This window comes from Microbacterium sp. GXF7504 (assembly GCF_054798235.1).
The window spans coordinates 61568-86574 of record NZ_JBSJZI010000004.1 but is presented as its reverse complement, the minus strand read 5'-3'; the positions used below and the strand labels follow the sequence as shown (position 1 = coordinate 86574).

At 71.1% G+C, this 25007-nt stretch carries 26 protein-coding genes and 3 tRNA genes; 17 read left to right on the top strand and 12 right to left on the bottom strand.

Features of this window, described 5'->3' with window-relative positions; all coding sequences use genetic code 11:
* The first annotated feature begins 28 nt into the window (after nucleotides 1-28).
* The 3 genes from nucS to ACWAUO_RS10985 are packed head-to-tail and all read left to right on the top strand — an operon-like array spanning nucleotide 29 to nucleotide 3540.
* Nucleotides 29-724: an endonuclease NucS gene (gene nucS / locus ACWAUO_RS10995; protein ID WP_460775392.1), complete on the top strand. Its 696-nt coding sequence runs from the start codon at nucleotides 29-31 to the stop codon at nucleotides 722-724.
* Between the two features lie 19 nt (nucleotides 725-743).
* The gene (locus ACWAUO_RS10990; protein ID WP_460775390.1) at nucleotides 744-1424 is read left to right on the top strand and encodes an HAD hydrolase-like protein; all 681 of its coding nucleotides are present in this window, start codon (nucleotides 744-746) and stop codon (nucleotides 1422-1424) included.
* A gap of 37 nt (nucleotides 1425-1461) precedes the next feature.
* Entirely contained in the window at nucleotides 1462-3540 is a 2079-nt protein-coding gene (locus ACWAUO_RS10985; RefSeq protein WP_460775389.1) for a bifunctional lysylphosphatidylglycerol flippase/synthetase MprF, read from the top strand.
* A gap of 56 nt (nucleotides 3541-3596) precedes the next feature.
* Here ACWAUO_RS10985 and ACWAUO_RS10980 read toward each other — a convergent pair whose 3' ends face one another.
* Together ACWAUO_RS10980 and ACWAUO_RS10975 are read right to left on the bottom strand one after the other, a co-directional pair.
* On the bottom strand, nucleotides 3597-3803 hold the full coding sequence (locus ACWAUO_RS10980; RefSeq protein ID WP_460775387.1) for a cold-shock protein: 207 nt from the start codon (nucleotides 3801-3803) through the stop codon (nucleotides 3597-3599).
* 432 nt (nucleotides 3804-4235) lie between these two features.
* Entirely contained in the window at nucleotides 4236-4709 is a 474-nt protein-coding gene (locus ACWAUO_RS10975) for a VOC family protein (protein WP_460775386.1), read from the bottom strand.
* A gap of 99 nt (nucleotides 4710-4808) precedes the next feature.
* On the opposite strand from ACWAUO_RS10975, the gene ACWAUO_RS10970 reads away from it, so the two are divergent.
* From ACWAUO_RS10970 to ACWAUO_RS10955, 4 genes are all read left to right on the top strand, one after another.
* Nucleotides 4809-5795, top strand: coding sequence for a helix-turn-helix transcriptional regulator (locus ACWAUO_RS10970; RefSeq protein ID WP_460775385.1), 987 nt, complete (start codon nucleotides 4809-4811; stop codon nucleotides 5793-5795).
* Nucleotides 5796-5874: 79 nt separating this feature from the next.
* On the top strand, nucleotides 5875-6672 hold the full coding sequence (locus ACWAUO_RS10965) for a cytochrome c oxidase assembly protein (RefSeq protein WP_460775383.1): 798 nt from the start codon (nucleotides 5875-5877) through the stop codon (nucleotides 6670-6672).
* Nucleotides 6669-7148 carry a DUF2243 domain-containing protein gene (locus ACWAUO_RS10960; protein ID WP_460775382.1) on the top strand — a complete coding sequence of 160 codons (480 nt, stop codon included), beginning with the start codon at nucleotides 6669-6671 and terminating at the stop codon, nucleotides 7146-7148. Before ACWAUO_RS10965 ends, ACWAUO_RS10960 begins: the two co-directional genes overlap by 4 nt.
* Before the next feature lie 187 nt (nucleotides 7149-7335).
* Complete coding sequence (locus tag ACWAUO_RS10955; RefSeq protein WP_460775381.1) at nucleotides 7336-9993, top strand: S8 family serine peptidase; 2658 nt, start codon at nucleotides 7336-7338, stop codon at nucleotides 9991-9993.
* A 61-nt stretch (nucleotides 9994-10054) separates the two neighbouring features.
* Here the strand turns inward: ACWAUO_RS10955 and ACWAUO_RS10950 are convergent.
* Nucleotides 10055-10138, bottom strand: a tRNA-Leu gene (locus ACWAUO_RS10950).
* 151 nt (nucleotides 10139-10289) lie between these two features.
* Between ACWAUO_RS10950 and ACWAUO_RS10945 the strand changes: the two genes are divergently transcribed.
* From ACWAUO_RS10945 to pknB, 7 genes are all read left to right on the top strand, one after another.
* Nucleotides 10290-11027: an FhaA domain-containing protein gene (locus ACWAUO_RS10945; protein WP_460775379.1), complete on the top strand. Its 738-nt coding sequence runs from the start codon at nucleotides 10290-10292 to the stop codon at nucleotides 11025-11027.
* Nucleotides 11024-11545 (top strand): FHA domain-containing protein FhaB/FipA, encoded by a 522-nt coding sequence (locus ACWAUO_RS10940; protein ID WP_460775378.1) that lies wholly within the window; start codon nucleotides 11024-11026, stop codon nucleotides 11543-11545. Before ACWAUO_RS10945 ends, ACWAUO_RS10940 begins: the two co-directional genes overlap by 4 nt.
* Nucleotides 11546-11555: 10 nt before the next feature.
* On the top strand, nucleotides 11556-12791 hold the full coding sequence (locus tag ACWAUO_RS10935; RefSeq protein WP_460775376.1) for a Stp1/IreP family PP2C-type Ser/Thr phosphatase: 1236 nt from the start codon (nucleotides 11556-11558) through the stop codon (nucleotides 12789-12791).
* Nucleotides 12788-14167, top strand: a complete 1380-nt coding sequence (locus ACWAUO_RS10930; protein WP_460775375.1) for an FtsW/RodA/SpoVE family cell cycle protein — start codon at nucleotides 12788-12790, stop codon at nucleotides 14165-14167. The genes ACWAUO_RS10935 and ACWAUO_RS10930 overlap by 4 nt, the downstream gene beginning before the upstream one ends.
* Nucleotides 14164-15621, top strand: a complete 1458-nt coding sequence (locus ACWAUO_RS10925; RefSeq protein WP_460775374.1) for a peptidoglycan D,D-transpeptidase FtsI family protein — start codon at nucleotides 14164-14166, stop codon at nucleotides 15619-15621. Before ACWAUO_RS10930 ends, ACWAUO_RS10925 begins: the two co-directional genes overlap by 4 nt.
* Nucleotides 15618-17345 carry a protein kinase domain-containing protein gene (locus tag ACWAUO_RS10920; RefSeq protein ID WP_460775372.1) on the top strand — a complete coding sequence of 576 codons (1728 nt, stop codon included), beginning with the start codon at nucleotides 15618-15620 and terminating at the stop codon, nucleotides 17343-17345. Before ACWAUO_RS10925 ends, ACWAUO_RS10920 begins: the two co-directional genes overlap by 4 nt.
* A gap of 82 nt (nucleotides 17346-17427) precedes the next feature.
* Nucleotides 17428-19134, top strand: a complete 1707-nt coding sequence (gene pknB / locus ACWAUO_RS10915) for a Stk1 family PASTA domain-containing Ser/Thr kinase (protein WP_460775370.1) — start codon at nucleotides 17428-17430, stop codon at nucleotides 19132-19134.
* Here the strand turns inward: pknB and ACWAUO_RS10910 are convergent.
* The 3 genes from ACWAUO_RS10910 to ACWAUO_RS10900 are packed head-to-tail and all read right to left on the bottom strand — an operon-like array spanning nucleotide 19109 to nucleotide 20702.
* Nucleotides 19109-19777 (bottom strand): anthranilate synthase component II, encoded by a 669-nt coding sequence (locus ACWAUO_RS10910; RefSeq protein WP_460775369.1) that lies wholly within the window; start codon nucleotides 19775-19777, stop codon nucleotides 19109-19111. The genes pknB and ACWAUO_RS10910 overlap by 26 nt on opposite strands.
* Nucleotides 19774-19929 (bottom strand): hypothetical protein, encoded by a 156-nt coding sequence (locus tag ACWAUO_RS10905; RefSeq protein ID WP_460775367.1) that lies wholly within the window; start codon nucleotides 19927-19929, stop codon nucleotides 19774-19776. The genes ACWAUO_RS10910 and ACWAUO_RS10905 overlap by 4 nt, the downstream gene beginning before the upstream one ends.
* Nucleotides 19929-20702 (bottom strand): class E sortase, encoded by a 774-nt coding sequence (locus ACWAUO_RS10900; protein ID WP_460775365.1) that lies wholly within the window; start codon nucleotides 20700-20702, stop codon nucleotides 19929-19931. Before ACWAUO_RS10900 ends, ACWAUO_RS10905 begins: the two co-directional genes overlap by 1 nt.
* 53 nt (nucleotides 20703-20755) lie before the next feature.
* Between ACWAUO_RS10900 and ACWAUO_RS10895 the strand changes: the two genes are divergently transcribed.
* Nucleotides 20756-20986 carry a cell division protein CrgA gene (locus tag ACWAUO_RS10895; RefSeq protein ID WP_460775364.1) on the top strand — a complete coding sequence of 77 codons (231 nt, stop codon included), beginning with the start codon at nucleotides 20756-20758 and terminating at the stop codon, nucleotides 20984-20986.
* Between the two features lie 61 nt (nucleotides 20987-21047).
* Here ACWAUO_RS10895 and ACWAUO_RS10890 read toward each other — a convergent pair whose 3' ends face one another.
* The gene (locus tag ACWAUO_RS10890) at nucleotides 21048-21923 is read right to left on the bottom strand and encodes a rhomboid family intramembrane serine protease (protein WP_460775362.1); all 876 of its coding nucleotides are present in this window, start codon (nucleotides 21921-21923) and stop codon (nucleotides 21048-21050) included.
* A gap of 3 nt (nucleotides 21924-21926) precedes the next feature.
* On the bottom strand, nucleotides 21927-22484 hold the full coding sequence (locus ACWAUO_RS10885) for a peptidylprolyl isomerase (RefSeq protein WP_460775361.1): 558 nt from the start codon (nucleotides 22482-22484) through the stop codon (nucleotides 21927-21929).
* A gap of 100 nt (nucleotides 22485-22584) precedes the next feature.
* Here ACWAUO_RS10885 and ACWAUO_RS10880 point away from each other — a divergent pair, with 100 nt between their 5' ends.
* Complete coding sequence (locus tag ACWAUO_RS10880; RefSeq protein ID WP_460775359.1) at nucleotides 22585-23169, top strand: DNA helicase; 585 nt, start codon at nucleotides 22585-22587, stop codon at nucleotides 23167-23169.
* Nucleotides 23166-23666 (top strand): aminoacyl-tRNA deacylase, encoded by a 501-nt coding sequence (locus ACWAUO_RS10875; protein WP_460775358.1) that lies wholly within the window; start codon nucleotides 23166-23168, stop codon nucleotides 23664-23666. Before ACWAUO_RS10880 ends, ACWAUO_RS10875 begins: the two co-directional genes overlap by 4 nt.
* Nucleotide 23667: 1 nt before the next feature.
* On the opposite strand, the gene ACWAUO_RS10870 is transcribed toward ACWAUO_RS10875, so the two are convergent.
* From ACWAUO_RS10870 to ACWAUO_RS10855, 4 genes are all read right to left on the bottom strand, one after another.
* Nucleotides 23668-24105, bottom strand: coding sequence for an NUDIX hydrolase (locus ACWAUO_RS10870; RefSeq protein WP_460775357.1), 438 nt, complete (start codon nucleotides 24103-24105; stop codon nucleotides 23668-23670).
* An 83-nt stretch (nucleotides 24106-24188) separates the two neighbouring features.
* Entirely contained in the window at nucleotides 24189-24734 is a 546-nt protein-coding gene (locus tag ACWAUO_RS10865; protein WP_460775355.1) for a hypothetical protein, read from the bottom strand.
* A 94-nt stretch (nucleotides 24735-24828) separates the two neighbouring features.
* Nucleotides 24829-24904: transfer RNA gene (locus ACWAUO_RS10860), tRNA-Ala, on the bottom strand.
* A gap of 13 nt (nucleotides 24905-24917) precedes the next feature.
* Nucleotides 24918-24991 (bottom strand) — tRNA-Ile (locus ACWAUO_RS10855).
* Nucleotides 24992-25007 lie beyond the last annotated feature (16 nt).

The following is a 25007-nucleotide window of genomic DNA, read 5'->3' as shown; positions in this document are numbered from 1 at the left end:
GGTGCGCTCCCGCAGGTAGGCTCGTCGGGTGCGTCTCGTCATTGCCCGCTGTTCCGTCGACTACACCGGTCGCCTGAACGCACATCTCCCCCTCGCCACGCGCCTGCTCGTGCACAAGGCCGACGGCAGTCTGCTCGTGCACTCCGACGGCGGCTCCTACAAGCCGCTGAACTGGATGAGCCCGCCGTGCCGGCTCGAGGTGCAGGTGCCCGACGAGGACGCCGCGAGCGTCGGCGTCGTGGAGCAGTGGCGGGTCACGCACGCGAAGACGGGCGACGCCCTGCTCGTGCACCTGCACGAGATCCTGCACGACTCGGCCCACGAACTGGGCGTGGACCCGGGACTGGTCAAGGACGGCGTCGAGGCCGACCTGCAGCGCCTGCTCGCCGAGCAGGTCGAGCTCATTGGCGACGGTCTCAGCCTCGTGCGACGCGAGTTCCCCACCGCCATCGGCCCGGTCGACCTCCTCCTGCGCGACCCCGCGGGCGGCACGATCGCCGTCGAGGTGAAGCGACGCGGCGACATCGACGGCGTCGAGCAGCTCACCCGGTACCTGGAGCTCCTCGGCCGCGACCCGCACCTCGCCCCGGTGAAGGGCGTGTTCGCCGCCCAGGAGATCAAACCGCAGGCGAAGGTGCTCGCCACCGACCGCGGCATCCGCTGCGTCACGCTCGACTACGACGACATGAAGGGCACCGCCTCGGGCGCACCGCGGCTGTTCTGACACGCGATACCGTGGGAGCGTGACCCCCCGCTCCCCCTTCTCCTGCATCCTCTGGGACGTGGACGGCACGCTCGTCGACGCGTCCGTCGGCATCCTCCGCCGGCTCAGCGTGACGCTCGAGCACTACGGCCTGCCCGCCCCCACCCGTGAGGAGCTGGTGCACTGGATCGGGCCGCCGATGCACGAGTCGTTCCAGCGGCAGGCGGCGATGACCCCGGAGCAGGCGACCGAGGCGGTGGCGTTCTACCGCACCCTCGGCCGCGCCGACGGCTACACGACCGACGTGCGCACCTACCCGGGCGTGGTCGAGCTCGTCGCGGAGATCGCCGCGGCCGGCATCCCGCAGGCCACCGCGAGCTCGAAGCCCGAGATCCAGGTCACCGCGCTCATGGAGCACTTCGGGCTCACCGAGCACCTCGCCGTCATCACCGGCGCGACCCTCGACGAGAAGACCCTGGCCGGCAAGGCCGAGATCGTGGCCGAGGCGCTGCGCCGCCTCGAGGCCGCGGGCGTCGACGTGTCGCGCCCCGTGCTGGTCGGCGACCGGCACCACGACGTCGAGGGCGGCGCCGTGAACGGCGTCCCCGTGATCTTCGTCCGCTGGGGCTTCAGCTGGCCGCACGAGGCCGACGGCGCCCAGGCGGCGGTCGACGACGTGGACGGCCTCCGCGCCCTCCTGCTGGTCGACGACCCCGCCTGATCCGGGCGACGCGGCCGGCGTCGCTATCGTGAGGACCATGACGGTCACCCGAACCCGCCTCACGCCGCTCGCCGTGCTCCGCCGCATCCCGGCGACGCTCTCCGTCGTCGGGCTGCTGCTCGTCGTGGGCGTGCTGACCACGGCACTGTGGACGCCGTTCGAGCGGCATCCGCTGTGGGACACCCTCGCCTACGGGCTGCCGGCGTTCGAGGCCGGCAGGTGGTGGACGCCGCTGACCGGCACCTTCATCGCCGCGCGCCCGTGGGTGTACGCGATCGTCATCGTCGGCTTCTGGGGTATGGCGTTCCTGGAATACAAGCGCGGCTCGCGCGTCGCACTCCTCTATTTCGGCGGCGGCCAGCTGTTCGCCGTGCTGGCGGGCGCCCTGTCGGTGTGGCTCCTCTCGCTCACGGGCTGGCCGTGGGCCGTCCTGGAGGCGGGGATGCTGGACGTCGGCCCGTCCGGCGGCGGCATGGCCTGCATCGCGGCCGCGATCACGCTGTTCCGGCCGCCGTGGCGGGTGCGCGCCTGGCTGGTGCTGCTCGCCTTCGTCATCGTGATGATGATGTTCTGGGGCAGCCTCGACGACATCGAGCACCTGCTCGCCGTGCTGCTCGTGCTCGGCATCGACCGTTCGCTCCACATCCAGCGCGCGACGCTGCGCGAGCAGCGCCTCGTCGCGTTCATCGTGCTCGTCACCCTCGGCGTCGTCGAGATCATCGCGTTCCTGGTCCCGACCGACGGCCCGTTCGGGTCGTCCGAGCCCGTCTCGGGCGGCATCTGGGACGTCGCGATCGACATCGTCGTGATCACGGTCCTCGCCAACGGTCTGCGCCGTGGCCGCCGCTGGGCGTGGGTGCTCGCGCTCGTCCTGACGATCCTGAACGTGCTCGCGTTCGCGGCGACCCTCACGGCCGTGCAGATCTTCGGCGAGACCGATGTCGAGGTGTCGCTCAACGGCGACGTGTCGCTGAGCCTGGCGCTCGGCAGCCTCTGGGTGCCGCTGCTCGTCTATCTGCTGTGGGTGCGGAAGGCCTTCCGCGCACACCGCAAGGCCGACATCGGCACGGCGCCCGAGCCGAACCGCGCCGAGGTGCGCGAGCAGCTCCGCGCCCACGGCGGCGGCACCCTCTCCTGGATGACCACGTGGGACGGCCTGCGGTACGCCCGCACCGGCGACGGCATCGTCGCCTACCAGCGCCGGGCCGGGGTCGCGCTCGCCCTCGCCGACCCGATCGGCCCTGAGCCCAGCCGCGACGCCTCCGTCGAACGGTTCATCGCCGACGCCGAGCGCGCCGGGCTCATCCCCTGCTTCTTCAGCGCCGGCGAGGACACCCGGGCCGCGGTTCCGGCGGGATGGCGGCGCCTGATCGTGGCGGACGATACGATCGTCGACCTCCCCGGCCTGCAGTTCACCGGTAAGGCGTGGGCCAGCATCCGCACGTCCCTCAACCGGGCCGAGCGCGAAGGCGTCACGTTCCGGCTGGCGCACCTGCACGAGCTGAGCTGGGGCGTGCGCGCACAGCTGCGGACGATCTCCGAGGGGTGGGTCGGCGACAAGGGACTGCCGGAGATGGGCTTCACCCTGGGCACGCTCACCGAGGCCGAGGACCCGGAGGTGCGCATCGCGCTCGCGACCGCGCCGAACGGCGACGTCGAGGGCTTCCTGTCGTGGCTGCCGGTCTACGGCGAGGCCGGCGCCGTGCGCGGGTGGACCCTCGACCTCATGCGTCGGCGCGACGGCGGGTTCCCGCCGGTCATGGAGTTCCTCATCGGCTCCTCTGCGAAGGCGTTCAGCGAGGAGGGCGCCGAGATCATGTCGCTCTCCGGCGCGCCGCTCAGCCACGAGTACCCCGCGGACGCGGGTGTCATCGCCGATCTCAGCGCGAAGCTCGCGGAGATGCTGGAGCCGGTCTACGGGTTCCGGTCGCTGCACCGCTTCAAGGAGAAGTTCCACCCGCGGTACGAGACGATGTACCTCCTCTTCCGCGACGAGAGCGACCTCACCCGCATCGGCCTCGCCCTCACCCGGGCGTTCCTGCCGACCGCGACGTTCGGACAGCTCGCCGGCGCGGGGCTGGAGCTCGTCCGCGGCGGCGGGAACGACAAGTCATAGGCCGGACATGACGAAGGGCCGGGACGCGGCGTCGCACCCCGGCCCTTCCCGAACGCTCAGAGCGCGCGGATGTTGGCGGCCTGAAGGCCCTTGGGGCCCTGCTCCACCTCGAACTCGACGCGCTGGTTCTCCTCGAGGGAACGGTAGCCGGAGCCGTCGATCGCGCTGAAGTGCGCGAAGACGTCTGCGCCGCCCTCATCGGGAGCGATGAAGCCGAAGCCCTTCTCGGAGTTGAACCACTTGACGGTACCTGTCGTGCTCATGCCATGCCTTCTCTTGCTGCCGGCACCCACTGCACCGGTGGCCTCTTACCGTAGCGGTCGACCTCGACGCGCAACAGAGGGGGTGACACAAACGTTGCAGAGCAGACACAGGCGTGAACCATTCGACGCCCGGGCCGAGCTGAAGCTCACAGGCCCGGGCGTCGACGGATCCCCCCGGATATGTCACGCAATGCGCAACAGCGATCACTTTAGTGGGCGGGATCGGTAAAAGGGAGAGGTCGGGACGCACGAGATCGAAAAAATCTCGCGAAATGTGCTCCACGGCAAGGAAAGACCCCCTCCCAGCTGGGGGAAAGTGGGAGGGGGCCGGGACGATCCTCCGTTTGGGGGGAACGGGACCGGATTCGTCCCTTCAAGGGTACGCCTCGCGCTTGCACCCGCGGCGGCCCCCAGCCGAACCAAACGAAACACTCAGCTTCGGGCGGCCGCATCCGCCGGGACGACGCTGAACGACCACGTGACGCCGAACCGGTCGGTGAGCATGCCGAACCCGGGGCTCCACGTGGACGGCGCGAGCGGCTCGAGGATCGTCGCCCCCGGGGTCAACCGTTCCCACCGAGATCGGAGCAGCTCGAGGGAATCCCCGGTGACCGCGACGAACGCGGCCTGGTCGGTCAGGGTCAACCCCTGCTCACGCCGGGTCGCGCCTCCCCCGATCACCCCGCCGGCGCGGGCACCGGGAGTGTCGTACGCCATCACGCGGAAGCCGTCGTCCGACGCCGCCTGCCCGAAGACGACGCCGTCCGCCCCGAGGGCGTCGGGGGGTGCGCCGAGCTGCGCGTACGTGGTGATGGCGACGGCAGCGTCGAACGCGGCGGCGTAGAACTCGAGGGCGGCGCGCGCCTGTCCGCGGAAGTTCAGATGGATGGTGGTGTGCATGGTCATGGCCGACTCCTGTCGTGGATGGGTCCCGTGTCCCGGGTGCACCCACGCTCCCGCGAGAAGAGGACTGTTTCCGGCCGCTTCTCGAACTACTCTCGGCGCATGGCCACGACGTCGCGACTGCTGACCCTCCTGTCGTTGCTGCAGGCACGACGGGACTGGCCGGGGGAGGCGCTGGCCGAGCGGCTCGGCGTGAGTCCGCGGACGGTGCGACGTGACGTCGACCGTCTTCGCGAGCTGGGCTACGCGATCGACGCTGCGAAGGGACCGGCGGGGGGCTATCGGTTGGCGCCGGGGGAGCGCCTCCCGCCGCTGCTCTTCGACGAGGAGCAGGTGCTGGCGCTCGGGGTCGCCCTTCGCGCCGCCACGTCGACGGGTGCGGGAACCGGTGAGGCGGCACTGCGCGCCCTGACCGTGCTGCGGCAGGTGATCCCGTCGCGGCTGCGGCATCGGCTCGACGCGGTCCCCGTGACCGTCATGTCCGGCGGTCCCGGTGACGGGCCGCTCGCGACGACGGACCCGGACGTCCTCGTGGCGGTCGCCGCCGCCGTGCGGGCGGGGGAGACGCTGCGGTACGACGCCTCCGGGCGGGATGCCGGGTCCGCTCCGCCCGGGACGATCGAGCCGCATCGCCTGGTGCAGCTGCACGGCCGCTGGTACCTCGTCGGCTGGGAGCCGGCGGCGGGGGACTGGCGCATCCTCCGGGCCGACCGGATCGTGCCGCGGACACCGAACGGACCGCGGTTCGCCCGGCGGGAGGTGCCGGGCGGCGACGTCGCGGCGTTCGTGTCGGCACGGTTCAAGGGGTCCGACGAGGGGGATCGCTGGCCGTGCGTCGGGACGGTGGTGGTGCACCTGCCGGCGCGAAGGGTGCGTCCCTTCGTCGGTGACGGGGAGGTGACCGAGCTCGAGGGGGGCCGCTGCGTCCTGCGGTCGGGATCGTGGTCGTGGGGTGCCCTCGCGGCGGCACTGTGCCGCTTCGAGGCGCCGATCGACGTGGTGGAGCCGGCGGCGCTCGTCGCGGCGTTCTCGGAGCTCGCCGGGCGAAGCGCGGCGACCGCGTCCCGCGGCACGGTCCGAAACGCCTGACATCCGGGCGGCATCCCGTCAACGCCCTTGGGGTCGGACGACAGCACTGGTGTTCTTGCTCCCGACGGAAGGGGACGCGATGCCGGGCGCGCACGATCACGGCGGCGACGCACTGCTCGAGGCGGTGCTCGCCGGTCCGTTCGTCGTCGCCGCGGTCGCGTACGTCTGGGCCGTGCTGGGCACCCGGCGACGCGGACGACCGTGGCCGTGGCACCGCACGGCGTGCTGGCTCCTCGGCCTGGGCGCGGCGGCATCCGGGTTCGTCGGCCCGCTCGCCGACGCGGCGCACGGCGACTTCGTCGCACACATGGGCGCGCACCTCCTGGTCGGCATGCTCGCGCCGCTCCTGCTCGTCCTCGCCGCACCCGTCACCCTCGCCCTTCGGGCGCTCGACGTCGTGCCGGCGCGGCGGCTGAGCCGGATCCTCCGGAGCGGCCCGGCGACGTTCCTCACGCACCCTGTCGTCGCCGCCGCACTCAGCGTCGGCGGTCTGTGGCTCGTCTACACGACGCCGCTGCACGGCTGGATGCGGGAGGACCCGCTGCTGCACCTCGTCGTTATGCTGCACCTGCTGCTGGCGGGGCTCCTCTTCACTGCGGCGATCGCGCCCGTCGACCCGTCACCGCACCGGGCGTCGTTCCCGGTGCGCGCAGGCGTGTTCGTCGCGGCGGTGGCGGCGCACGGGATCCTCGCGAAGTCGCTGTACGCCGCGCCGCCGTCGGGTGTGCCGGTGGCGGACGGGATGGCGGGAGCCCGCCTCATGTTCTCCGGCGGCGACGTGATCGAGCTCGCACTCGCGGTCGTCCTCTGCGCGGGGTGGTACCGCGAGACGGGACGCCGGACGGTCGCCGTCCCGACGGGGGAGGCGAGGGCATGACGCAGCGCTCGGCGCGGGTGGGCGAGCGGGCGTACTGGGCGGGCGTGCTGCTCGGGGTCGCAGCGATGGCGGCGGTCGACGAGATCGTCTTCCACCAGCTGCTCGGCTGGCACCACTTCTACGACGGCGCGACCCTGCAGATCGGACTCCTCTCGGACGGCCTGCTGCACGCGTTCGAGCTGTTCGTGGCCGTCTTCGGCGTGTTCCTCCTGCTTGACGCCCGACGCCGAGGTCGTGTCCGCGCCGCAACGGCATGGGCCGGTGCCTTCACCGGTGCCGGAGCGTTCCAGCTCTGGGACGGTCTCATCGACCACAAGGTCCTGCAGGTGCACCAGGTCCGCTACGGCGTGGACCTGCTCCCCTACGACGTCACGTGGATCGCCTCAGGGGGGATGCTGTTCGTCGCCGGGCTCGCGTGGACCGCCGTCCTCTCCCGTCGCACGCCGCATCGTCCCTCCGTTGGCGGCCCTCGCTGACGGCCCTCGCTGACGGCCGACCCACCCCCTTTTCTGCGACCCACCCCCTTCTCTGCAGCAGAAAGGGGGGTGGGTCGCAGAAAGAGGGGTGGGTCGGCGAACGTGCGCCGAGAGTGGCGGTCGGTACGACCGCACCGATATGGTCGGACTTCCGTGTGTCCTGGGGGGAAACGCAATGAAGCGAGCGGTGTCCGCAATCGTCGTGTGTGCGCTGATCGGCGCGGGAGCCGTGTTCGGGGGGAGTGCCGCGACCGCGGTCGACGACCCCGTCGACGTCATCCCGACGCTCGCCGACGCCCTGGCGGATGCTGCGGAGGGCGGCGCCGCTGATGCTGCGGCCCTCGCCGACGCCGTGGGTCTGCCCGAAAGCGGCCCCGGCAGCCTCGACGTCGATTCCGACGGGCGCGTGCAAGCCACCGTCACGTTCACCGGGCGGCCGAGCGACGCCGACCTCGACGCCGTCCGCGCGCTCGCCACGGTCGACACGGTCTACCGGTTCAGTCCGGCCGCAGGGGTGACGGTGGACCCCGCACTGCTTGACGATCTCGCAGCCCTGCCCGGGGTGCTCGCGGTCGCGCCCGTGCTGGCACCCACCGTGGGATCGACGCAGGCCACCACCGCCGGCATGACGGCAGCCCCTGCCGCATCCGGGCCGGGAGCGGCATGTCGCGAGTTTCCGAGTGATGCCGTCGGGCCCCTCGCCGTCGACATCGCGCGCGAGACCTTCGGTGTGGACGGGAGCGGCGTGACGATCGGCATCCTGTCCGACTCGTTCGCCGCCGCGGATCCGGAAGGCCCGCAGGGCGACATCGCGTCGGGCCTGCTTCCGGGCCCCGGGAACCCCTGCGGCTTCGACACCGCGGTGACCGTGCTCGAAGACGGGGCCGGCAACGACGAGGGCAGGGCGATGGCCCAACTCGTGCACGCGATCGCCCCGGGTGCCACGATCATGTTCCATACGGCGAACGGCGGCTCGCACGCCATGGCCGATGCGATCGTCGAGCTCGCCGAAGCGGGCGCCGACGTCATCGTCGACGACGTCGGATACACGGACGAGCCGCGCTACCAGCAGGGCGTGATCTCCGCAGCCGTGCTGTCCGTGCAGGCGTCCGGGGTCGCGTTCTACAGCGCGGTCGGCAACGACAACGTCGTCGGAAGGCAGGGTTCGTCCACCGGGCGGGCCATCGGCGCGTGGGAGACGGACGCGTTCCGGGGAACGGCCTGCCCGGGATGGGTGGAGGTGCCGACGACGCTCGTCGCGTGGGAGTGCCTGGACTTCGACCCGTCCGGCGCCGGCGACCCCACGGACACCCTCGTCTTCGACGGCGCGGCGTCCCCGACCGTCATGGTGTCCTGGGCGGAACCGCAGTACGGCGTCGCGAGCCTCGTCATCCCCCAGCTGTACGTGGACGAGCAACTCGTCTCCACGCCGATGCTCCTGCAGGGAGACCTCCCGGTCGTGCTCGCCGGGACGGGGACGGGGCGGACGGTGCAGGGCGACGTCGATCTCGTCGTCATCCGGGCGAAGATCGGCCCCGCTTCGTCGTCCCCTGCGGTGTGGACGGCCTTCTGGGACGGCGGACGGCAGCTGGCCGCCCGCGAGCACGACACCTCTACGGGTACGGACCGGGTCGGTCTTCGCGCGATGGGTCACGCCGCGGACGGGTCGGCGATCGGTGTCGCGGCGGCGAGCTGGCGTACGCCCGACCTGCCCGAGACGTTCACCTCGCCCGGGGCTCCGGACATCGTCTTCGAGCCGGTCGCGTTCGGACCGGACGCGCTGCCAGTGCCCTCACCCGCGTACCCCGTGCCGCTGTCGGTACCCGGACCGCAGATCGCCTCGGTCGACGGCAACCGCACCAGCTTCTTCGGATCGAGCGAGACCGTCGACGGCGAGACCGAATGGTTCTTCTACGGCACGTCCGCGGCGGCGCCCAACGCCGCAGCCGTCCACGCACTCGCCATGGAGTACGCCCCGCAGGCAACCGCGGACGAGATCTCCCGAGCGGCGTTCGCCACTGCGCGCACGATGCGCAACCCGCTCGCGTCATCGGTGACGGACGAAGAACTCTTCGGTGCCGGGCTGATCGACGCACATGCGCTGCTCGGGCAGCTGCCTCCGCACGCCGTGACGGGGCTGGGCGCGACCGCACTGTCGGATTCGAGCATCGCCGTCGAGTGGGATGCGGTCGCCGGCGCGACCGGGTACCGCATCGAGGTGCTCGCCGGCGGCGCACTCGTGACGAGCGAGGACACGGATGCGGACACCACCGCCACGACCCTGTCCGGCCTGCAGCCGGAGACCGCGTACACGGTGCGACTGTCCGCGCTCGGCGCCGCCGTCCCCGGCCCGGCCACGACGACCGAGGTCGTGACGCCGCGCCCCGCCGTGCCCGCACAGGCGCCCGCGGCCCCGTCGGCATCCGCGCTCGGTCCGCAGCCGGACCCCGGCCTCGCCGCGGCTCCGGCCACGGTGGCGGCCGGCGGGAGCGTCACGGTCACGGGCCTGCCCGCGCGGTCCTGGGTGTACGGCTGGCTGTTCTCCGACCCGACCGCTCTCGGCTGGGCCTGGACCGGCACGGACGGGTCGGTGACCCTGACCGTGCCCACCACGGTGCCCGGCGGTGCGCACCGGCTCGCCCTCAGCGCCGCCGACGGTTCGCTGCTCGGCTGGGTCGCCCTGGACGTGACCGCGGCCGCCCCGGTCCCGGCCGCGGCCGTGCTCGCGCGCTCGGGCTTCGACGCGGACCTCGCCCCCGTGGCGGCGCTCGGTGCGCTCACGCTCCTGGCCGGCGCCGGTATCGTCGGCGGATCGCTCCTCCGCATCCGCCGCGGGACACGCTGATCCGCGGGCGCGCCCGGAACGCAGAAGACCCCGACCGGGATCCGGTCGGGGTCTTCCTCTGTGCGCGAGGGGGGAGTTGAACCCCCACGCCCTTTCGGGCACTGGCACCTGAAGCCAGCGCGTCTGCCTATTCCGCCACTCGCGCGAGTCGCCGTCTCCGGGGATCCGGCGAAACTCAACTTCTCGAGGTTATCACGCTCCCGAGGGGCTCCGTGCACACTCCGGGCCCCCGACGGTCGCCTTCCCAGGTCGGACAACTACGATGGTGCCACCCGTTCGCCTGCCTGAGGAGTCGCGTGGGACTACTTGACAGCTTCGAAAGAGGTCTGGAGCGTGCCGTCAACGGCGCGTTCGCGAAGACCTTCCGCAGCGGGATCCAGCCCGTCGAGATCGCGTCCGCCCTGCGCAGCGAGCTCGACACCAACGCCGCGGTGGTCTCCCGCGAGCGCATCCTGGTGCCGAACACCTTCACGGTGTACCTGTCCTCCGGCGACCTCGACCGCATGCGTGCGCTCGGCGGGCAGCTCGTCGACGAACTGAACGGGATCGTGCACGACCACGCCCGCAAACAGCACTACTCCTTCCCGGGCGCCGTCTCGATCTCCCTCGCCGGCGACCAGAAGCTCTCGACCGGCCAGCTGCGCGTGGAGTCGCAGTCCGCGGGCGGTGGCGGCCGCGTCACTTGGCGCGGCGTGCTCGAGATCGCCGGGCGGCAGCATCCGCTCTCCGCCGCGCGCACCGTCATCGGCCGCGGCAGCGACGCCGACATCACCATCCCGGATGCGGGCACCAGCCGTCGCCACGTCGAGATCCTGTGGGACGGCGAGCGCGCGATGGTCCGCGACCTCGGGTCCACGAACGGCACGAAGCTCAACGGCCGCAAGGTCTCCGAGGCGCCGTTGCCGCCGGATTCCACCGTGAGCATCGGTCGTACCGATATCGTGTTCCGGGTCGTCCCGCAGACCGTCGCGGACGACGCGACCCGGGCCTTCCCCGCACGTGAGGCCCCGCCGTGGAGGGATCCGCTGACATGAGCCAGCTCACCCTGCTGTTGCTGCAGGTCGGCTTCCTCGTCCTGCTGTGGTTCTTCGTGTTCGCGGTCGTCTACTCGCTCCGCGCCGACGTGTTCGGTGTGCGTGCCCGCAAGCTCCCGGAGCCCGCGGCCGCGCCGACCCCCGCGCCCGCCGCGGCCGCCACCGCGCCGGTGGCACCGAAGGCGGCGCCGAAGAAGCAGCCGAAGGGCGCGAAGGCCACCGTCGAGACCGCGCACCGCATCGTCATCACGAGCGGACCGAAGACCGGCCTCGAGATCCCGCTGGGCTCCGAGCCGCTGACGATCGGCCGGTCCAGCGAGTCCGGCCTGGTCATCCGCGACGACTACACGTCCAGCCACCACGCCCGGCTCATGCTGTGGGGCGAGCAGTGGATGCTGCAGGACCTCGATTCGACGAACGGCACCTGGCACGACGGCGAGCGCGTCTCGGCGCCGGTGCCGATCGTGCTCGGCGCCCCCATCAAGGTGGGCGCGACGACCTTCGAGCTGCAGGGCTGACGGGCGACGGATGGTCTTCCAGGGCTCGAGCGCGGCGCTCTCGCACACCGGCAAGGTGCGATCGAACAACCAGGACTCCGGCTACGCCGGTTCCAACCTGTTCGTCGTGGCCGACGGCATGGGCGGGCACGCCGGCGGCGACGTGGCCTCGAGCCTCGCGATCTCCCGCATCGAGGAGCTCGACCAGCCCTTCGGCTCCACCGGCGAGGCCGAGAGCGCGCTGCAGCAGGCGATCACCGACACGGCCGGGATCATCATCGACACGGTGCGCACGCGCCCCGAACTCGCCGGCATGGGGACCACCGTCAGCGCCCTGCTCATGGTCGACGACTACGCGGTCATCGCGCACATCGGGGACTCGCGCATCTACCTCTACCGCGACGGCGCGCTCACCCAGATCACCACCGACCACACCTTCGTGCAGCGGCTCGTCGACACCGGTCGCATCACCCCGGAGGAGGCGCGCTACCACCCGCGCCGTTCCGTGCTCATGCGGGTGCTCGGCGACATGGACCCCGACCCCGAGGTCGACACGTTCATCATGCCGACGCGGCCGGGCGATCGCTGGCTGCTGTGCTCCGACGGCCTGAGCGGCGTCATCGACGACGCGCACACCATGAAGGCCCTCGCCGCGGGCAACGCGCCGGCGCGCACGGCCGACCACCTGCTCAAGCAGGCGCTCGACGCCGGCGCCCCCGACAACGTCACGATCGTCATCGTCGACGTCGGCGGACACCACCCGGTCTTCTCCGGCACCCCCGCGATCGTCGGGTCGGCCTCGACGCCGACCGGCATCGAGGTGCCGGCGGCACGTCCCGGCCGCGCGTCCTGGCTGCATCCGAACCGCCAGGCCGCGAACGAGCCCACGCACTTCGAACCGGCACCGGAGTTCCTCGAGGAGCTCATCGAGGAGGACCGCCGCCGGGCGCGCCGGCGCCGTATCGCCTGGCTCGCCGGCCTCGTGCTCGTGCTGGCCGCGATCGGGGCGGCGCTGTTCGCCGGATACAACTGGACCCAGACGCGCTTCTTCGTCGGCGCCGACGACGACACGGTCGTGATCTACCGCGGCGTGCAGCAGAACATCGGTCCGATCTCGCTGTCCACCCCGTACGAGGACACCGGCATCCTGCTCGCCGACCTCACCCCGTTCGACCGGCTCACGGTGGAGAACACCATCTCCGCACGCTCGCTCGCCGACGCCGAGGCGATCGTGCAGCGTCTCGTCCCGGAAGAGGCGATCGGATGACCGATTCCCGGACCGTCGCCCCCGACACGGCCGTCCTGCGCGCCCTGAAGCGCATCCGGATGCCGCAGAAGCAGCGCAACCGCGAGCTCGGCCTGCTCCTGTTCAGCCTCATCGTGAGCGGCGCCGCGATCGCGCTCGTGCAGCTCGGCGTGCTCGGCTCGATCGACCCGAGCTTCCTGTGGTACTGCGGCGTGCTCGCGGTGCTGGCACTGGCCCTGCACATCGTGCTCCGGGTCGTGGCGCGCGACGCCGACCCGTTCGTCCTCCCGATCGGCACGCTCCTGACCGGCCTCGGCCTCGCCATGATCTACCGCATCGACCTCGGCGACGAGGCGACCGGCTGGTCGGCCGCCTCCACCCGCCAGCTGGCGTGGGCCGCGATCGCGTTCGCCCTCGCCATCGCGGTGGTGCTGGCGCTGCGGAACTACCGCATCCTGTTCCGCTACACCTACGTCTCCGGCTTCGTCGGCGTCGCACTGCTGCTCCTCCCGGTCGTGCCGGGCCTCGGCGGCGGTGGGAACGCCGACGTGTGGGTCTCGCTCGGGTTCTTCTCGTTCCAGCCGGGCGAGCTGGCGAAGATCGCCCTCGCGATCTTCTTCGCCGGGTACCTGGTGCGCACCCGTGAGAGCCTCACCTCGGTGGGGACGCGGTTCCTCGGCATCACCTGGCCGCGCGCCCGTGAGCTCGGTCCGATCCTCGTCATCTGGCTCATCTCGCTCGGCATCATCGTGCTCCAGCGCGACCTCGGCACCGGCCTGCTCATCTTCGGCATGTTCGTCGCGATGCTCTACGTCGCCACGGGCAAGACCAGCTGGGTGCTGCTCGGCGTCGTCCTCGCCGCCGCGGGCGCCTTCGCCGCATCCCGGGTGCTGCCGTACGTCGGTGCCCGGTTCACGAACTGGCTGGACGCCTTCAACCCCGCCCTCATGGACAACAGCAGCTACCAGCTGGTGCAGGGCATCTTCGGCCTGGCGCACGGCGGGCTCATCGGCACCGGTCTCGGCCAGGGCCGCCCGGGGCTCACGCCGCTCGCGCAGAGCGACTACATCGTGCCGAGCCTCGGCGAGGAGCTCGGGCTCATCGGCGTGTTCGCGATCCTCTGCCTCTACATGGTCTTCACCAGCCGCGGCATCCGCATCGGCGTCGCCGGGCAGGACGACTTCGGCAAGCTCCTGGCCACCGGCATGGCGTTCACGATCGCGCTGCAGGTGTTCATCATGGTCGGCGGCGTCACCCGGGTGATCCCCCTCACCGGGCTCACGACACCGTTCCTCGCGGCCGGCGGCTCCTCGCTCGTCGCGAACTGGATCATCGTCGCGCTGCTGCTGCGCATCTCCGATTCCGTGCGCAACCAGCCCCGGGTGGTGATCGGATGACCCGGCAACTGCGACGGCTGAGCCTGCTCATGCTCCTGATGTTCCTCGCGCTGTTCGCGTCGACGAGCTGGATCCAGGTGGTGCAGGCCGACACGCTCGCCGCCAACGGCGAGAACAAGCGCGCGCTCTACGACTCCTACGAGGTGCAGCGCGGCTCGATCATCGCGAGCGGCGTGGGGATCGCCACCTCGGTGCCCTCCGGCGACGTGTACTCCTGGCAGCGGGTCTACGCCGACGCCGACATGTGGGCGCCGGTGACCGGCTACATCAACCCGGTGCTCGGTTCGGCGACCGGCATCGAACAGGCCATGAACCGCGAACTCTCCGGCACCGGCGGGTCGCAGTTCCTCTCCCGTGTGGAGCAGATCTTCACCGGCCAATCACCGCAGGGGTCGAACGTCATGCTGACCCTGGACGCCGCCGTGCAGAAGGCCGCGTACGACGCGCTCGGCGACCTCGAGGGGGCGGTCATCGCGATCGAGCCGTCCACCGGCCGCATCCTGGCGATGGTCACGAGCCCGAGTTACGACACCAACCTCCTCGCCGCGCACGACGCGAACATCGTGAACGCCACCTACGACGAACTCGTCGCGAACGCGACGCATCCGCTCTACAACCGGGCCATCGGCGGCAACCTGAACCCGCCCGGTTCGACCTTCAAGCTCGTGGTCGCGTCGGCGGCACTGGCGAGCGGCCGGTACACCCCGGACTCCACGTTCCCGAACCCGGCGGAGTACACCCTCCCCGGGACCAGCACGAACATCCGGAACGCCGGCGGCGGCACCTGCGGGGGCGGCGAGACGGTCACCCTCGCGGACGCGCTGCGACTCAGCTGCAACATCCCGATGGCGGAACTCGCCGCCGAACTCGGCGACGACGCGATCCGCGAGGAGGCGGAGAAGTACGGCTTCAACTCGGCGTTCACCATGCCGCTGGAGTCGACCCCGTCGAGCTACCCGCGCGCCCTCGACGACGCGCAGACGGCGCTCACCGGGTTCGGTCAGGGTCAGGTCACCGCGACGCCGCTGCAGATGGCGATGGTGTCGGCCGGCATCGCGAACGGCGGGATCGTGATGAACCCGCGCATGGTCGACCAGGTCATCGGGTCGGACCTGTCGGTGCAGCAGACGTTCGAGGACACGGAGTTCGGGCGGGCGCTCGACGAGGAGCTCAGCGCGGAGATGGTGCGGATGATGGTCGCCAATGTCAGTGACGGCGCGGCCTCGAATGCAAGAATGGACGGCGTCGAGGTTGCGGGGAAGACCGGCACCGCGGAGAACGGGAACGACAAGCCGTACTCCCTGTGGTTCACCGGTTTCGCCCCCGCCGACGATCCGCAGGTCGCCGTCGCGGTCGTCGTCGAGAACGGCGGCGGTCAGGGTCAGTCCGGCAGCGGGAACACCATCGCCGCGCCGATAGCGAAGAAGGTCATGGAGGCGGTGCTGGGACGATGAGACCGACGCAAGGTGCGACATTCGGCGGCCGGTACGAGCTCGACTCGCGGATCGCGATCGGCGGCATGGGCGAGGTGTGGGAGGCCACGGACCACGTCATCGGCCGCACGGTCGCGATCAAGATCCTCAAGGACGAGTACATGGGGGACCCCGGGTTCCTCGAGCGGTTCCGTGCCGAGGCGCGGCACGCGGCCCTCGTGAACCACGAGGGCATCGCGAGCGTGTTCGACTACGGCGAGGAGAACGGCTCCGCCTTCCTCGTCATGGAGCTCGTCCCCGGCGAAGCCCTCTCGACGGTCCTCGAGCGCGAAGGCTCGCTGTCCACCGACAAGACGCTCGACATCGTCGCGCAGACCGCGTCCGCACTGCAGGCGGCGCACGCCGCGGGCCTCGTGCACCGCGACATCAAGCCGGGGAACCTGCTCATCACGCCGGACGGCCGGGTGAAGATCACCGACTTCGGCATCGCGCGCATCGCCGACCAGGTGCCACTCACCGCGACCGGTCAGGTCATGGGCACGGTGCAGTACCTCTCGCCCGAGCAGGCGTCGGGTCACGCCGCGTCGCCCTCGACCGACATCTACTCGCTCGGCATCGTCGCGTACGAGTGCCTGGCCGGCAAGCGTCCGTTCACCGGGGAGTCGCAGGTCGCGATCGCGATGGCGCAGATCAACGAGCAGCCGCCGCCGCTGCCCGCGACGGTCGCCGAACCGGTGCGCAACTTCGTCATGGCGATGATCGCCAAGAAGCCCGAGGACCGCCCGGCGTCCGCCGCGACGGTCGCCCGCGCCGCGAACGCGCTGCGCCGCGGTGACGTCGCCGCAGCGGCGGCGGCGGTCCCCGCGATCGCCGCCGGACTCGCCGCGGACGATGCGACCGCCCTGCTCGGCGTCGGTCCCGACACCGCCACGGCCACCCAGCTGCTGCCGTCCGCGACCACCGTCGCCGCCGGCACGGAGACCGAGAAGCCCAAGCGCAAGCAGAGCCCGTGGACGTGGCCGCTCATCGCCCTCATCGCGATCCTCGTGATCGTGCTGGGCGGTACCATCTGGGCGCTGTTCGGCAACCCCGGCCCGAGCGACGACGACACCCCCACCGGCACGCCGACCCCCTCGCGCTCGTCCGCGACCCCGACCCCGACCGCGACGACCGTCGACGTGAACGGGCTCGAACTCGTCGGGCTGAGCTGCGAGGCCGCATCCGAGAAGGTCGGCGCCGCCGGCCTCGCCGCCACGTGCGAGCAGGGGAACGCGGCTCCGACCTCGAACCAGGTCGGCCAGGTGTACCAGGTCAGCCCGACCGGCAACGTGAGCCCCGGCACCGTGCTCAAGCTCACCGTGTACGCCGACCTCGTGCCGCTGAACGCACCGGCAGCGCCCTCGATCTCGGGCAATGCGGTCGCCGGCGGGACCGTCCAGGTCACCTGGAGCGGCTACCAGTGCCCGTCCGGCACCGGCAATGTCAGCGCGTACAACCTGACCGCGACCAACGGCACGTTCAGCTCGACCGGGCAGTCCAGCGCCGCGTTCGGCCCCAACGAGCGCAGCGGCCAGCTGCTGGTGGCGGACAACCCGGGCCAGACCGTCATCGTCACGTACACCGTGACCTGCTCGGGCAACGGCTCGGGCGAGCAGCGCACCACGGGCTCCTCGCCGGAGGCGACCGCGCAGATCCAGGGGAAGCCGAACCCCGAGCCGACGCAGACCGCCGAACCGGAGGAGTGAGGTCGGGCGGACCTCGATCCGCGTCCAGGGTTCGCCGGTCGCCGTCGGTTAGGCTGGGAGCCGTTGCACCCAGGGAGTCACCGTGACAGATGTTCCGCGCGTCCTCGCGGGCCGATACCGGGTCGATGCGCTCATCGGCCGTGGCGGGATGGCGAGCGTGTACCGGGGCTACGACACGACCCTCGGTCGCGACGTCGCGCTGAAGCTGCTCAAGCGTGAGCTGGCCGAGGACGCCACGTTCCGCACCCGCTTCCGCCTCGAGGCGCAGGCCGCGTCGCGGATGGCGCACCCGACGATCGTGCGCGTCTACGACGCCGGCGAGGACGTCGAGACGACCCCGGACGGTGTGGACCACCCGGTCCCCTACATCGTCATGGAACTCGTCGAGGGCACGCTCCTGAAGGACCTCGTCACCGAGGGCCCGGTGCCGGTCGAGGATGCCGTGCGCTACGTCGACGGCATCCTGGAGGCGCTCGACTACTCCCACCGTGCCGGTGTCGTCCACCGCGACATCAAGCCCGGCAACGTCATGGTCACCGCCGCCGGCCAGGTGAAGGTCATGGACTTCGGGATCGCCCGCGCGGTGTCCGATTCGTCGTCGACCGTCGCCGAGACCACCACCATCCTCGGCACCGCGGCGTACTTCTCGCCGGAACAGGCCAAGGGCGAACCGGTCGACGCCCGTGCCGACCTCTACTCCGCCGGGGTGGTGCTCTACGAGCTCCTCACCGGTCGGCAGCCGTTCCGCGGCGACACCCCGGTCGCCGTCGCCTACCAGCACGTCAGCGAGGCACCGCTCCCGCCGTCCGAACTGGTGGAGGATCTTCCGCGCGGTCTCGACGCGGTCGTGCTGCGGGCCCTCGCGAAGGACCCGTTCCAGCGCTATCAGGATGCGGCGTCGTTCCGTGAGGCGCTCGGCGCGGGGCTCAGCGGCAAGGCGCCGACGAAGCGGCAGCTCGGCGCGCTGACGAGCGAGCTGTACGGCCCGAACCCGCGGCAGGCCGCCGAGACGGCCCGCACGCTCCGCCAGCTCTCCGCCGACTCCACGATGAAGCGCACCCAGGCCGGCCCCCCGGCGGCCTGGATCTGGGCAGGTGTCGCGGTGCTCGCCGTCCTGCTGATCTCGGTGCTCTTCTGGGTGCTCTCCATCCGCAGCGGCGCGCAGGTCGCGGACGAGTCGCGGACGGTCCCCGAGGTGGCGACCATGACCTACGACCGCGCCGCGCTGCTCATCCAGGAGGCCGACCTCGTGCCGGAGCGCAAGGAGGTCACGGACGACCAGATCGCCGCGGGGAACGTCGTCGGTACCGATCCCGCCGGCGGCACCGCGGTGGCCAAGGGCGCGACCGTCACGATCCTCGTCTCCGCCGGACGCGAGACGGTCCTCATGCCCGCCATCATCGGGGTGTCCGAACAGGCCGCACGTGACGCGATCAACGCCGCCGGACTCGTCGTCGGCACCATCACCCCGGTGAACGACCCCCAGATCAGCGCCGGGACGGTGCTCTCGACCGACACGGCCACCGGTCCCCTGAACACGGGCGACGAGGTGCCCGTGGGGACCACCGTGAACCTCAAGGTGGCCAGCGGCAAGGTCGTGCTGAACGACGTGACCGGCTACACGCTGGATGCGGCGACCCGCGACCTGCAGGCGATCGGCCTGCAGGTGCTCACGGCGGAGGACCCGAACTGCACGGCCACGAACCCGCCCACGGTGGGTGCGATGTCGGTGGCACCGGGCGAGGTGCAGATCCGCTCGGAGATCACGCTGACGGTGTGCTCGGGCTGACCGCGCCACGGTGCGGCGACAGCGTCGCACCGCGGACGGCCGCGCCCGGCTGCCCCACCGATTCGAGCCAGTTGCCGAGCATGCGATAACCACCGTCGGTGAGCACGCTCTCGGGGTGGAACTGCACGGCGGTGATCGGCAGGTCCCGGTGGGCGAGTGCCATGACGGTGCCGTCCGCCGTCGCCGCCGTCACCTCGACGTCCTCCGGGAGGGTCTCCCGGGGGACGACGAGCGAGTGGTACCGGCCGGCGGTGAAGGGCGACGGGATGCCGGAGAAGAGCGCCGACCCGTCGTGCTCGACCTCGGAGGTCATGCCGTGCATGAGCGAGGATGCACCGGTCACCGACGCGCCGAACGCGACGGCCACCGCCTGATGACCGAGGCAGACGCCGAGGAGCGGGGTCCGCGCCCGCGCCGCGCCGCGCACGACGGCGACGGATGCGCCGGCGGACTCGGGACGACCGGGCCCGGGGGAGACGACGACGCCGTCGTACTCCGACACCAGGTCGGCGACCGCATCCGGATCCAGTTCGTCGGCCTCGCGCAGGTCGACGTGGGCGCCGAGCTCGACGAGATAGCCGACGAGGGTGTGCACGAAACTGTCGTGGTTGTCGACCATGAGCACGCGGACGGCGCGGCTCATTCGACCGTGACTTCCTGCGGGTTCAGGAAGGTCGACACCCACGGGTAGACGTAGGTGAACAGCGCCCACACCACGACCGCGAGCAGCACGAGGAGGATGAACACCCGCAGCCACCACGGGCCGGGGAGGATGCGCCAGAGCGCGGCGTACATCAGGTGGCCTCCTGAAGGGATGCGGGCGGCCCGTCCGCTCGCGGGGTGAACCCCTCGAAGACGTTGTACGCGATGATCCGCTCGGTCATGGCGTACATCGGGCTGCAGCTGGTGAGCGTCAGGTAGCTGCCGTTCACCGCGGCGCCGGGCTGACGGGGGACGGGCAGGAGCACGTCGCCGGCGTCCGGTTTCACGTATTCCAGCGTGCGGAAGCGGTAGGTGTACCAGCCGTCGGGTGTCTCGATCACCACGGCGTCGCCGATGCGGAGGTTCGCGATGAGGTTGAACGGCTTGCCGAACGTCGTCCGGTGCCCGGCGAGCGACACGTTGCCCTCCGCACCCGGCATGGGCGTGCCCGGGTAGTGCCCGATGCCGATCGGGTCGAGCGTCCGCGCGCGCGAGACGCCGCCGGCGATGGGCATCGCGTAGTCGGAGCCGAACCGCGGGATGTACATGGTGCCGAACACCTCGCCGTCGGCCGCCTCCGGGAGCACCGGGATGTCGATCGCCGCGGGCTCCGCAGCCTCGGTCGGGGGCTCGTCGGTCTCGACCGTGGACTCCTCGTACTGCTCCTGCCACTGCTCGGACAGGGTGCGTGCCTCGGCCGCGCGTTCGTTCGCGTAGATGATGTCGCCGATCCACAGCTGCCACGCCACATAGAGGAGCGCGACCATGCCGAAGGTGATGAGCAGCTCTCCGAACACGCCGACGACGCTGGTACGCCGTCGACGTCGACGGGTACGCCTGGTCGGTGGGATCGGGGCGTCGGTCACGATGGGGATTGTAGCGATCGCGGCCCAGAGGGGCTCACAGGTAGGATTGCGGCATGGCACGCACCGACAAGGCAGACGAGACCCCGGAGGCCGGCGACAAAGCCCCGAACCCCGTGTGGTTCCTGCCCATCATGATCGGCCTCATGGTCGTGGGCCTCGTGTGGGTGCTCGTCTTCTACCTGAGCAACATGCAGTTCCCGATCCCCGGCATCGACGCCTGGAACCTCGTCATCGGCTTCGGCATCGCCTTCATCGGCTTCCTGATGACCACTCGCTGGCGCTGAGGATCACAGGAACTACACCGGTGTAACTCATCCCCACCTGTGGACGGGGCTGTGGATAACTTCAGCCCCAGACGGCCGGTGGGATGAGCAGCAGCAGCGCCAGCACCACGACGAGCGCACCGAGCAGCACGAACTGCAGCGTCCGCTGATCGCGTCGGCGCGTCCGCGCGAAGATGAGTCCGGCCAGCGCGCCGGCGACGAGTCCGCCGACGTGCGCCTGCCACGAGATCCCCATGCCGGGGATGAACCCGATGGCGAGGTTGATCCCCAGGATCACGAGGATCCCGGCGAGATTCGCGCCCAGGTGACGGGCGATGATGACGAGTGCGCCGAAGAGGCCGAAGATCGCGCCCGACGCTCCGACCACCCAGGTGCCGAGGTCGAGGAGCGTCACCCCGACCGCGCCGCCGAAGGCGCCGATGAGGTACAGCGCGAGGAACCTCCCGCGACCGAGCAGGGGCTCCAGGATGCGGCCGATCATCCACAGGGACAGCATGTTGAGGCCGACGTGCCACAACGACGAGTGCACGAGCGCACCGGTCAGCATCCGCCACGGCTCGAACGCACCGCTGTACTGGGGATAGAGGAACAGCCCGTTGAAGGCGAACCACTGCACGACCGGCACGCCGGGGATGAGCGAGAGGACGTACGCGGCGAGCGTCACGCCGATGATCGCGTAGGTGACCACCGGTCGGCCCGTGCGCACCGCGGTCGGTGCCGGACCCCGGCCCCAGCGACGCTCCGCGCGTCGCTGGGCCGGGGACGTGTCACGGCGCTGCTCGGCCATGCAGTCGGGACAGATGACCCCGACCGCGCCCTGGGTCTGGCATTCCGGGCAGATCGTCCGCAGGCACCGCTGGCAGAGCACGAAGCTCTGCCGGTCGGGGTGCCGGTAGCAGAAGTTGTCGCGGTTGCGCGTGAACTCAGGGCTCGTCACGGCTCAGGCCGCGGCGATGTCGATCGAGGAGATGACGACGGGCTCGATCGGACGGTCGGCGGCACCGGTGGGCACGGCGGCGATGGCGTCGACCACCTTGCGCGAGGCGTCGTCGGCGACCTCGCCGAAGATCGTGTGCTTGCCCTGCAGCCACGGGGTCGGGTCGGTCGTGATGAAGAACTGCGACCCGTTCGTGCCCTCGACCGCGCCGGTGATGGCGTTGCGGCGCAGACCCGCGTTCGCCATGGCGAGCAGGTAGGGCTTCTGGAACGTGAGCTCCGGGTGAATCTCGTCGTTGAAGGTGTAGCCGGGGCCACCGGTGCCCTGGCCGAGCGGGTCGCCGCCCTGGATCATGAAGCCGGGGATGATGCGGTGGAAGATGACGTCCTGGTAGAGCGGGCCCTCACCGGGCTTGCCCGTCGCGGGGTCGGTCCACGATCCGGTGCCGTCGGCGAGGCCGACGAAGTTCTGCACGGTGCGCGGCGCGTGGTCGCCGAACAGGTTGACGACGACGTCGCCGTGGTTGGTGTGGATCGTTGCTACGGCGGTGGGAGTGACCATGGCTACATTCTCGCAGAGTTCCCTGCAACCCCGGCTGTGCCGGCGCCCCCGCTCTGGCAGTATGGGGTGACCGACCCACCCACTGATAGGGGGAACCCTCGTGAGTCTCAGCCGCAAGCGCAAGAAGGAGCTGCGCAAGCTCCAGACCCAGGCCAACAAGATCTGGGAGTCGCAGCAGGTCCTCGTCGGCGAGGCGGCGGACGTCGCGCGTGAAGCGGGACGCCAGCTCGGGAACTACAACCGCGAGACGGTGCTGCCGGCGGTCCAGGACGGCTACCACCGTTACGCCGAGCCGTACGTCTCCCGTGGCGTGTCCGCCTCCAAGCGCGTCCTGAACGACGCCGTCATCCCGGCCGCCGGCGCCGTCGTGGGCAGCGCGCTCTCGGTGTGGGATGCGGCGAACGACACCCGTTCGCGCCTCTCCGCGGGCAAGGGGTTCGCCCTGCCGAACGCTGCGGCGTACCAGAAGAAGGCCGCGAAGTACGGCAAGCAGACCACGAAGCAGCTGTCCGCGAAGCTCGCCCAGCTCGAGCCGAAGAAGAAGGGCATGGGCGCCGGCGGCGTCATCGCCCTCATCCTCGGCGGGATCGCCGCCGCCGGCGTGCTCTACGCGGCGTGGCAGACCCTGCGCGCGGACGACGAGCTGTGGGTCGCGGACGACCCGCTGCGCGCACCGGACGCGTGAATCCGGAAGACCTCTCGATCGCCGACGGCGATCCGACGGAGCGGGTGCGGCGTGCCGCATCCGCTCTCGGTCTTTCCGTGGAGATCCGTGAGCGCCCCGAGGCCGCGAACCTCCCCGATGCGGCGCGGCTGCTCGGCATCCGTCCTGCGGACATCGTGAAGACGCTCGTGGTGAAGCGCAGCGACGACACCTACCTGTTCGCACTCGTCCCGGGCGACCGCGGGATCGCGTGGCCGAAGCTGCGCAGCGTCGTCGGCGTGAACAAACTGCAGCTGCCCGACCCCGAACGCGCGCTCGCGGCGACCGGCTACGAACGCGGCACGATCGTGCCGCTCGGCAGCACGACGGCATGGCCGGTCTTTGCGGACGAGTCGATCTGCGGGCGACGGATCGCGATGGGCGCCGGCGCGCACGGGTACAGCCTCTTCGTCGACGCGGACGAGTTGCTCACGGCGCTCCAGGCCACGGTCGCCGACATCAGTCAGCCCCTGAACTGACTCAGCGGCGCGGGACCGGCGGCAGCCCCGCCCAGGTGCGGGCGATGTCGATGAGCTTGCCGCGGCGCAGCGACCGCATCTGGTCCAGGCTGAACCAGCCGGCCTCGTCGGTCGAGCCGCCCACCTCGTCGCGCAGGTCACCGCCGATCACCCGCGCCCGGTAGACGATGCGGAGCGTGTGCAACGGCACGTCGCTGTCCGCGATCCGGCGGGCCGCCGGGATGACGCGGGAGTGGATGCCGAGGAGTTCGCCGACTTCCGCGACGTAGCCGGTCTCCTCCTCGATCTCGCGCCGCACGGCGTCCTGCGGATCCTCGCCCGCTTCCAGGCCCCCGCCGGGGAGCGTCCAGGCGCGGTGACGCCCTTCGCTCCAGTGTGCGAGCAGCATCCGGTCCTCGTCGTCGAGGATCACACCGTAGGCGGCCACGCGCAGGTCCATCCCGCGATGCTATCCGGCGACGCGAGCACCCGGTGCCGCGAATCGGTGATGCCACGGATGCGGCGGCCCCGCGCCCGCGTCGGTCACGCCTCGTCCGCCTCGGCGATCGGACCACCGGAGCCACCGTAGGTCCGGCCGCGCACGATGTTGCTCACCACTTGCTGGCTGGTGCCGTACTTCGCCGCCAGCTCGGTCTGCGTCGCACCCTCGGCGTACGCACGCCGCATCATTCGGACATCCTCGTCGGCGAAGCCGGTCTCGCGCTTCCGGTCGGCTCCCTTCGTCGCGCCACGGCGCACGGAGTCGATGGTCCACACCGAGACGCCGAAGGCGGCGGCCAGCTCGGCGCGGGAGTCGCCCGCCGCCGATCGCGACAGGATCTCCTCGACCTGCTCGGTCGAGAGCGGCCGTGCGCGCGGCGCGGTGTCCTTCGCGGCCCGCGGACGAGCGCCGGACGCAGGCTTCGCGACGGCACCCGGTGCGATCGGGCCGCCGGCGTCCGAGCGGTTGCGTCCGGTGACGATGGCGGACACCGTGTTCTGCGCGACGCCGTATGCGTCGGCCAGTGCGCGCTGCGTCGCGCCGGCCGCGTACTCGGCGCGCATCCGCCGGACTTCGTCATCGGTCAACCGCCGGGCCATGTGCTTCCTCGTCGTCGAGTCGTGTGGGTGGGGCGTCGGGAAACGAAGAAGGACCGTCCTGTTGGACGGTCCTTCTTCGAACTGGTGGAGCCTAGGAGATTCGAACTCCTGACATCCTGCTTGCAAAGCAGGCGCTCTACCAACTGAGCTAAGGCCCCGGGGCGTTTTTTGTGGGGCTACCAGGACTTGAACCTGGGACCTCTTCATTATCAGTGAAGCGCTCTAACCGCCTGAGCTATAGCCCCGTCTTCGGCCGACTTC

Bases quoted from the DNA above. Each gene is read 5' to 3' on its own strand.
- ACWAUO_RS10985 (WP_460775389.1), top strand. From the start codon at position 1,462: ATGACGGTCACCCGAACCCGCCTCACGCCGCTCGCCGTGCTCCGCCGC.
- ACWAUO_RS10980 (WP_460775387.1), bottom strand. From the start codon at position 3,803: ATGAGCACGACAGGTACCGTCAAGTGGTTCAACTCCGAGAAGGGCTTC.
- ACWAUO_RS10975 (WP_460775386.1), bottom strand. From the start codon at position 4,709: ATGACCATGCACACCACCATCCATCTGAACTTCCGCGGACAGGCGCGC.
- ACWAUO_RS10970 (WP_460775385.1), top strand. From the start codon at position 4,809: ATGGCCACGACGTCGCGACTGCTGACCCTCCTGTCGTTGCTGCAGGCA.
- ACWAUO_RS10965 (WP_460775383.1), top strand. From the start codon at position 5,875: ATGCCGGGCGCGCACGATCACGGCGGCGACGCACTGCTCGAGGCGGTG.
- ACWAUO_RS10960 (WP_460775382.1), top strand. From the start codon at position 6,669: ATGACGCAGCGCTCGGCGCGGGTGGGCGAGCGGGCGTACTGGGCGGGC.
- ACWAUO_RS10940 (WP_460775378.1), top strand. From the start codon at position 11,024: ATGAGCCAGCTCACCCTGCTGTTGCTGCAGGTCGGCTTCCTCGTCCTG.
- ACWAUO_RS10935 (WP_460775376.1), top strand. From the start codon at position 11,556: ATGGTCTTCCAGGGCTCGAGCGCGGCGCTCTCGCACACCGGCAAGGTG.
- ACWAUO_RS10930 (WP_460775375.1), top strand. From the start codon at position 12,788: ATGACCGATTCCCGGACCGTCGCCCCCGACACGGCCGTCCTGCGCGCC.
- ACWAUO_RS10925 (WP_460775374.1), top strand. From the start codon at position 14,164: ATGACCCGGCAACTGCGACGGCTGAGCCTGCTCATGCTCCTGATGTTC.
- ACWAUO_RS10920 (WP_460775372.1), top strand. From the start codon at position 15,618: ATGAGACCGACGCAAGGTGCGACATTCGGCGGCCGGTACGAGCTCGAC.
- ACWAUO_RS10910 (WP_460775369.1), bottom strand. From the start codon at position 19,777: ATGAGCCGCGCCGTCCGCGTGCTCATGGTCGACAACCACGACAGTTTC.
- ACWAUO_RS10905 (WP_460775367.1), bottom strand. From the start codon at position 19,929: ATGTACGCCGCGCTCTGGCGCATCCTCCCCGGCCCGTGGTGGCTGCGG.
- ACWAUO_RS10895 (WP_460775364.1), top strand. From the start codon at position 20,756: ATGGCACGCACCGACAAGGCAGACGAGACCCCGGAGGCCGGCGACAAA.
- ACWAUO_RS10885 (WP_460775361.1), bottom strand. From the start codon at position 22,484: ATGGTCACTCCCACCGCCGTAGCAACGATCCACACCAACCACGGCGAC.
- ACWAUO_RS10870 (WP_460775357.1), bottom strand. From the start codon at position 24,105: ATGGACCTGCGCGTGGCCGCCTACGGTGTGATCCTCGACGACGAGGAC.